This is a genomic window from Saccharopolyspora sp. NPDC000995, from assembly GCF_053599315.1.
This window is the reverse complement of the sequence record NZ_JBSFLZ010000203.1, coordinates 1-6887: the sequence shown is the minus strand read 5'-3', so window position 1 is coordinate 6887 and position 6887 is coordinate 1. Positions and strand designations below refer to the sequence as shown.

8 protein-coding genes are annotated in these 6887 nt (G+C 65.4%); 4 read left to right on the top strand and 4 right to left on the bottom strand.

Going from position 1 to position 6887, the window contains the following annotated elements:
* Positions 1-739: 739 nt before the first annotated feature.
* The 4 genes from ACWDKQ_RS34385 to ACWDKQ_RS34370 form a co-directional block, all read right to left on the bottom strand.
* Positions 740-1126 carry an ankyrin repeat domain-containing protein gene (locus ACWDKQ_RS34385; protein WP_450142936.1) on the bottom strand — a complete coding sequence of 129 codons (387 nt, stop codon included), beginning with the start codon at positions 1124-1126 and terminating at the stop codon, positions 740-742.
* Between the two features lie 112 nt (positions 1127-1238).
* Complete coding sequence (locus tag ACWDKQ_RS34380) at positions 1239-2702, bottom strand: catalase (RefSeq protein ID WP_450142935.1); 1464 nt, start codon at positions 2700-2702, stop codon at positions 1239-1241.
* Positions 2703-2735: 33 nt separating this feature from the next.
* Entirely contained in the window at positions 2736-3161 is a 426-nt protein-coding gene (locus ACWDKQ_RS34375; RefSeq protein WP_450142934.1) for a Fur family transcriptional regulator, read from the bottom strand.
* A 190-nt stretch (positions 3162-3351) separates the two neighbouring features.
* Positions 3352-3591 carry a VOC family protein gene (locus ACWDKQ_RS34370; protein WP_450142933.1) on the bottom strand — a complete coding sequence of 80 codons (240 nt, stop codon included), beginning with the start codon at positions 3589-3591 and terminating at the stop codon, positions 3352-3354.
* Positions 3592-3680: 89 nt separating this feature from the next.
* On the opposite strand from ACWDKQ_RS34370, the gene ACWDKQ_RS34365 reads away from it, so the two are divergent.
* The 4 genes from ACWDKQ_RS34365 to ACWDKQ_RS34350 all read left to right on the top strand — a co-directional run bounded on the left by ACWDKQ_RS34365 (position 3681) and on the right by ACWDKQ_RS34350 (position 6585).
* The gene (locus ACWDKQ_RS34365) at positions 3681-4193 is read left to right on the top strand and encodes a Pycsar system effector family protein (RefSeq protein WP_450142932.1); all 513 of its coding nucleotides are present in this window, start codon (positions 3681-3683) and stop codon (positions 4191-4193) included.
* Positions 4194-4432: 239 nt separating this feature from the next.
* A complete protein-coding gene (gene lysX / locus ACWDKQ_RS34360; protein ID WP_450142931.1) occupies positions 4433-5941 on the top strand; it encodes a bifunctional lysylphosphatidylglycerol synthetase/lysine--tRNA ligase LysX in 1509 nt (502 codons plus the stop codon).
* 36 nt (positions 5942-5977) lie between these two features.
* Positions 5978-6253: an Imm1 family immunity protein gene (locus ACWDKQ_RS34355; protein WP_450142930.1), complete on the top strand. Its 276-nt coding sequence runs from the start codon at positions 5978-5980 to the stop codon at positions 6251-6253.
* Between the two features lie 149 nt (positions 6254-6402).
* Positions 6403-6585, top strand: coding sequence for a helix-turn-helix domain-containing protein (locus tag ACWDKQ_RS34350; RefSeq protein ID WP_450142929.1), 183 nt, complete (start codon positions 6403-6405; stop codon positions 6583-6585).
* Positions 6586-6887: the final 302 nt, after the last annotated feature.

Sequence of the window (6887 nt, the reverse complement as noted above, 5' to 3'; positions counted from 1 at the left end):
AGGGGTTTCTGCTGTTTCCACCAGGACACAGTGCCCTGACCTGGAGCGACGCCGCCGATCGTGTCGTCAGAGCCCAATTATCTGTGGAACGCGGGCAACGCCGGATAGTACATTGACCAGGCCTTATTCAACGCACAGAGCAGAACCGAAGATCACGGCCGACCGCGTCGGCGAACGTGGGAGGAGATGGCACCGAGCCTGTGCCTCTCGACCAGCAGCCGAGAGGTCCCGGGCTCGAATCCCGCCCGCTGCAGAGCCAACTAGCTGAAACACCGGCGCGGTCCGCCTTCACGCCGCAGCACTACAGGTTCTGGAACAGCGCCACGATCAAGGCGGTTACTGCGGATTCCGCCACCATCGCACCGGCACTTGCAGCCCCAGCCAAGCCGAACGGGCCAGTACGCGCAACGTTTCGGCGCGACCCGGTTCTGGCGGCCTCCATTCGGACTCCGGTGCTGATGCCAGCGGCGCGAACCCACCTTCGAACCAGGAACACCAGGGTTCGACGCCGAAAGGCGCAATCGCAGCTCCTGCGCGGCTGCGCCGCCGGAACCTCCTTCTCGGCATCGCTGGCGCCGGTGCTGCCACAGGACTCGGCTTCGCCGGTTGGCGGCGATAAATCATCGTCCAATGTAGACTATTGAGCCATACTACTTCTCCGGGGGCGAAAATCAGCACTCGTTGCCAAAAGATGCTCAAAGAGCGCAACCATCAAAGGTCGCCGCGCCGGGCGATTACCTCAATCGGCCAGCAGGTGCTCTCGGCCGAACATGGTGGCGGCCGCCCGCGCGGTGGGCATGCCCGCATCGAGGTCGGCTCCCGCCTCGCGTAGCACTGCCACGACCTCGTCCGCGCCCTTGAACAGCGCACCGGCGATGGGCGCCTGATCGCGCTCGTTACGCAGGTCGGGATTCGCGCCGCGATCGAGCAGCGCGCGCACCGTTTCGGCGTGCCCGTGGTAGGCCGCGAGCATGACAAGGGTGTTCCCGTCCTGGTCGGCCACGTCGACCGGGAGTCCGTGGTCGACGAACTCCGCCAACTGCGCGGTTTCGCCTTCCCGGGCCAGGTCCATGGCAATCGCCACGACGCGCTCGGTCTGCTCCGGAGTCAGTCCACCGTGGCTCATCAGCAGTTCTTCCTGATCAAAACTTGCGAGTCGTCTTGCCGGGACGGCGCGGCGGCCACGAGCATTCCCGTGGCCGCCGCCCTGCGAACAGAGAAGTCCGACCAAGTGGGTCTCAGCCCTTGCTCGCGACCAGCGCCTCGACCGCCTTGCGGACGCCCTCGCCGTAGGCGGGATCGGCCTTCGCGCAGTTGGCGATGTGCCGCTCGATGGTCGCCTGGGAGGCACCGTCGATCGCACGCGCGGTGTTCTCGAAGAGGACCTGCTGCTGCTCCGGCGACATGTTCCGGAACAGGATTCCGGGCTGCTCGAAGTAGTTGTCGTCGTCCTCGCGGTAGTTGAACCGGTCGGCGACGGCACCCACGGCCTGGGCCGGGTCGCGGTAGGCGGGCTGCTCCTGCCAGCGGCCGTACGAGTTCGGCTCGATGCCCGGGGTGGCTCCCTGGTTGCCGTCGACGCGCATGGCACCGTCGCGGTGGTAGGAGTTCACCGGGTTCTTCGGCTTGTTGACCGGGATCTGGTGGTGGTTCACACCCAGGCGGTACCGCTGGGCGTCACCGTAGGAGAACAGCCGGCCCTGTAGCATCTTGTCGGGCGAGAAGCTGATGCCCGGCACCACGTTGGCCGGGGTGAAGGCGGCCTGCTCCACGTCTGCGAAATAGTTCTCGGGGTTGCGGTTCAGCTCCCACTCGCCGACCTCGATCAGCGGGTAGTCCTTCTTCGACCACACCTTGGTGAGGTCGAACGGGTGGAACCGGTAAGTCTCCGCGTCGGCCTCCGGCATGACCTGCACGTACAGCTTCCACTTCGGGAAGTCGCCGTTCTCGATCGCCTCGAAGAGGTCGCGCTGGTGGGACTCGCGGTCCTTGCCGACCAGAGCCTCGGCCTCCGCGTCGGTCAGGTTCTTGATGCCCTGCTGGGTGCGGTGGTGGAACTTGACCCAGAACCGCTCGCCCTCGGCGTTGATGAAGCTGTAGGTGTGCGAGCCGAAACCGTGCATGTGGCGGTAGGACGCCGGGATGCCACGGTCCGACATCACGATCGTGACCTGGTGCAGCGCCTCGGGCAGGTTCGTCCAGAAGTCCCAGTTGTTCTCGGGGTTGCGCAGGTTGGTGCGCGGGTCGCGCTTCACCGCGTGGTTAAGGTCCGGGAACTTCAACGGGTCGCGGAAGAAGAACACCGGGGTGTTGTTGCCAACGATGTCCCAGTTGCCTTCTTCGGTGTAGAACTTCATCGCGAAGCCGCGGATGTCGCGCTCGGCGTCGGCCGCGCCGCGCTCACCGGCGACCGTTGAGAACCTGACGAACAGCTCGGTCTTCTTGCCGATCTCGGAGAAGATCTTCGCCGTGGTGTACTGGGTGATGTCGTTGGTGACCGTGAAGGTGCCGAACGCGCCCGAACCCTTCGCGTGCATCCGGCGCTCAGGGATGACCTCGCGGTCGAAGTGCGCCAGCTTCTCCAGGAACCACACGTCCTGCAGCAGCATCGGACCACGCGCGCCCGCGGTCAGAGAGTTCTGGTTGTCAGGGACCGGCGCACCGGCCACCGTGGTCAACGGTTTCTGGTTGTTCTCAGGCAAAACTCGCTCCTCGATGGAAGTTTCCTCACATGCTTACTCGGCGCCCGAGAGGCAATCCGGGCAGGTGCCCCAGAAAGTCACCTCGGCCTCGTCAAGCACGAATCCGTGCGGGTCCTCGGTGTGGAGACACGGGGCCTCGCCCACCGCGCAGTTGACGTCGGCGATGGCGCCGCAGTCGCGGCACACCAGATGGTGGTGGTTGTCGCCCACGCGCGTCTCGAATCTGGCGGGGGAACCAGCCGGTTCGATGCGGCGGACCAAGCCCGCCTCGGTGAGCGCGCGTAGGACGTCATAGACCGCCTGCGTCGACACCGAACCCAGCTCGCGGCGGACGGCCGTCGCGATGGTGTCAGTGTCCGCATGGGGTTTGTCCGAGACCATCGTGAGCACGGCAACCCGCGGACGGGTCACCCGCAACGACGCCCCCTTCAGGAGGGCGGCGGCATCGATGGACGGCATGGCTCCATGACTACCAGCGTTTCTGGAATGAGTCAAATAAAGCGAACACCATCCGGTGAACAGGAGCGTGCGCATCTCCTGACCGCGCCGCACCACGCGAAGAGCCCCGTCGACGAATTAATTCCGCCGACGGGGCTATTCCACTCCTGACCTGGGCGCGGCGGGGCTGGACGCGTCCCGCGCACCCCGACTATTCGGCCTCGGGCCGCCAACGGGCGATGTCGGCGTCGGCGATCTCGGCAGGCTGCGTCGCGAGCTGGGTGATCCTGATGTGGTTGCCGAACGGGTCGCGCAAGGCGCAGTCGATGCCGTAAGGCTGCTGCGTCGGCACCTCGGTGAACTCGACGCCTCTCACGCTGAGGGTCTCGTAGGTCTTCTGGCAGTCGTCGGTGGTGAGGACCGCCGCGACGCCCATCGCGCCCTTGGTCACCCCCGGCACCTCGACGCGTAGCCCTCTTGGCTGCCGGGAATTCTCGTTCATCCGCCCCGAAAAGCGGTGCTCTGGAGCATGATGCGCCCATGGCGGAAACCAGAAGCGATGAGATCGCTACTGACAGCGAAGAATCCGATTCGGAGACGCTCCAGGACCTGCTCAAGGACGAACTGAGCCGGGGAGACGCGGCACTGGGAAGAACGGAGACCAAGACGGGCATCTTACTTGCGGTCTTCAGCCCCATCCTAACCGTTGGCGTTGCGGTGCTGCCCCGAGCCGCAACGTCGTTGACGGCGATCCTCCTGTTCTGGTCCGCGCTAACACTGCTGGCAATCTCCCTGCTGCTGCTCCTGTGGAACGTGCGACCCCGCCTGCGCGGAAGTGGCTTCATAGCCGTCGAATCGATGACGGACGCCGAACTGACGCAGTACCTCAAAAGCGCGGCGAACGATCCTCTGCGCTGGCGTCGCGAACAGCTGCTCGTAATAGCCCGCCTCGGAGCGAAGAAGTTCAGGATCCTCCGAGCAGCAACCACACTCGTAATGGCGGCCCTGCTGCTGGCGATTGCTGCAGCGATCGTCTCAACAGTCGCCACATGATGCGAGCCATCTCAAAGATCACCTCAAGCGACGGCCGCACGCAAGAATTGCTGACGGTCCACGTCGGCCACCGTAGAACGGCTGCGGCGAGGACGTCAAAACCCCAACTCCCGGACGGTACGGACTTCCTCGTCCGCTTGTACCGAGCCTGCCTGCTAAAGCAAGATCATAGCGTCGGCACCGCGTGATCACACCTGGTGAGCGACGGGCGTTTCCGCAGGCTAGATACACTGTCCGCCGTGACTGACGCGCCCAACGACAATGCGGACCTGGCGGACCTTCCCGAACAGATTCGAGTACGCCGCGAGAAGCTCGACAGGCTCCGGGCCGCCGGGGCTGACCCCTTCATGGAGCGGTCGCCCCGCACGGTGTCGATCGCTGACGTCCGGGAGAAACACAGTCACCTCGACCCGGACCAGGCCACCGGCGAACGGGTCGGCGTCGCCGGCCGCGTCATGCTTTACCGCACCGGCGGCAAGCTGTGCTTCGCAACGATCCGCGACGTCACCGGTGATCTTCAGATCATGCTGTCGCTCGACCGGCTCGGTGAGGAGTCGCTGGCCGCGTGGAAGTCCGACGTCGACCTCGGCGACCACGTCGGCATCGAGGGCGAGATCATCACCTCGCGCCGCGGCGAGCTGTCGATTCTGGCCGAGCGGTGGGTGCTGACCGCGAAGTCGCTGCGTCCGCTGCCCGAGAAGCACAAGGGCCTCACCGACCCCGAAGCGCGGGTGCGACGCCGCTACGTCGACCTGATCGTCAACCCCGAGGCACGCAACATGGCGCTGCGGCGCTCGGCCGCGGTGCGCGCGATGCGCGACGGCTTGCACGATCAGGGGTTCGTCGAGGTGGAGACCCCGATGTTGCAGCAGGTGCATGGCGGCGCGACGGCACGGCCGTTCACCACGCATATCAACGCCTACGACCTCGACCTGTATCTGCGGATCGCGCCCGAGCTCTACCTCAAGCGTCTGGTCGTCGGCGGTCTCGAAAAAGTATTCGAGATCAACCGGAATTTCCGCAACGAGGGCGCGGACAGCACGCACAATCCCGAGTTCACGATGCTGGAGTTCTACCAGGCGCACGCCGACTACGACGAGGTCGCGCGGGTCACCCAGGAACTCATCCAGAAGGTGGCGCGGGCCGTCCTTGGGGGCACGACGATCGAGCGCGACGGCACCGAGATCGACATCGGCGGCGACTGGCCTTCGATCACGCTGTACGGCTCGGTGTCCGAGGCCCTCGGCGAGGAGGTCACCCCGCATACCTCGGTCGAGGTGCTCGCCAAGGTCGCGGATGCCCGTGGCCTGCCGCATGATCCGCGCTGGGGCAACGGCAAATTCATCGAGTACCTGTTCGAGGAACTCGTCGAGCACGCGATCGTGCACCCGACGTTCGTGCGGGACTTCCCGATCGAGACCTCCCCGCTGACCCGCCAGCACCCCGACGAGCCGCTGCTCACCGAGAAATGGGATCTCATCGGGTGGGGCATGGAACTCGGCACCGGCTTCACCGAGCTGACCGATCCGCTCGAACAGCGTCGCAGGCTCACCGAGCAGTCGATGCTCGCCGCAGGTGGCGATGCCGAGGCGATGCAGCTTGACGAGGATTTCCTCGAAGCGCTGGAGTACGGCATGCCCCCTACCGGTGGGGTCGGGATCGGGATCGACCGGTTGCTCATGGCCTTCACCGACAAGGGCATCCGCGACACGATCTTGTTCCCGATCGTCAAGCCCCAGCAGCAGTAAGAGCCCCACAACGACGAAAGCGCTGGCGCTCCCCAGATGAAACGAACAGAGCCCCGACCACGAGCTTGTGGTGGCGTTCGGCATGGACGGGCAGGCTGCTTTGTCGTACTGGGACGCGGAAACACCGCGGCACTACAGCCAAGGCAGCGGTCCCGCGGTCGAGGGCTGGGAAGACGAGAACATTGTGCCCCCGCCGACGCCTGGGTGCCCCGCAACGTTGTCGACCGTGCACTGGAGGAATTTCTGCGGACCGCACAGCGGCCGAGGGCTGTAAAGTGGCAACCCGATCCCTTTCCGTTGCGTGGCTTGTGACTACTCCGACTCGTGATTGCCGGTCGGGCCGGACGCCTCGCCCGGGAGCAGGCCGAGCCCATATCTCGGGCTCAAGCCCCTAATGATCTTTTGTTAACAGGGTGAGTCGTTGTGATCGTTTCGCGTTGTGTGGTGGGGTGGCCACGGTCATGGCGAGGTCTTCGCAGTCGACGAGCAAGCCGGGCCGTGGCGGTAAACGCGCTGCTGGCAGGCGGGATTTCGATGCGCTGCGCCAGCGCCGGATGCGGGCGGCGGAGATGTTCCGTCGCGGCAAACGGCAGGTTGAAGTGGCCGCCGAGCTGGGGGTGTCGGCGCAGACCGCCTCACGGTGATATCGGGCATGGGAACAGGGCGGGCGCCAGGCGCTGGTAGGCGCGGGGCGCGCTCCTGCTGCCCGCAGTGAGAGCCACCTGGGCGCCACGAGGACAGACCCCGGTGCTGACCCACCGGTTCAGCTGGAAACGCATGTCGATGGCCGCCGCACTGGCCTACCATCCCGACCGCAGCCAGGCCGAGACCGTGTTTTCGAATCAGAAAAGGATCCTGGTGGTTAATTGGTTTAGGCTGCCAGGCTGAGTTCGAGGCGGGCGAGGTGGCTGGTGCGGGTCCGGTCGAGCGGGTGGCTGTTCCACCA

Coding starts and splice junctions, on each gene's coding strand:
- ACWDKQ_RS34365 (WP_450142932.1), top strand. CDS start 3,681: ATGGCGGAAACCAGAAGCGATGAGATCGCTACTGACAGCGAAGAATCC.
- ACWDKQ_RS34355 (WP_450142930.1), top strand. CDS start 5,978: ATGAAACGAACAGAGCCCCGACCACGAGCTTGTGGTGGCGTTCGGCAT.
- ACWDKQ_RS34375 (WP_450142934.1), bottom strand. CDS start 3,161: ATGCCGTCCATCGATGCCGCCGCCCTCCTGAAGGGGGCGTCGTTGCGG.
- ACWDKQ_RS34385 (WP_450142936.1), bottom strand. CDS start 1,126: ATGAGCCACGGTGGACTGACTCCGGAGCAGACCGAGCGCGTCGTGGCG.
- ACWDKQ_RS34350 (WP_450142929.1), top strand. CDS start 6,403: ATGGCGAGGTCTTCGCAGTCGACGAGCAAGCCGGGCCGTGGCGGTAAA.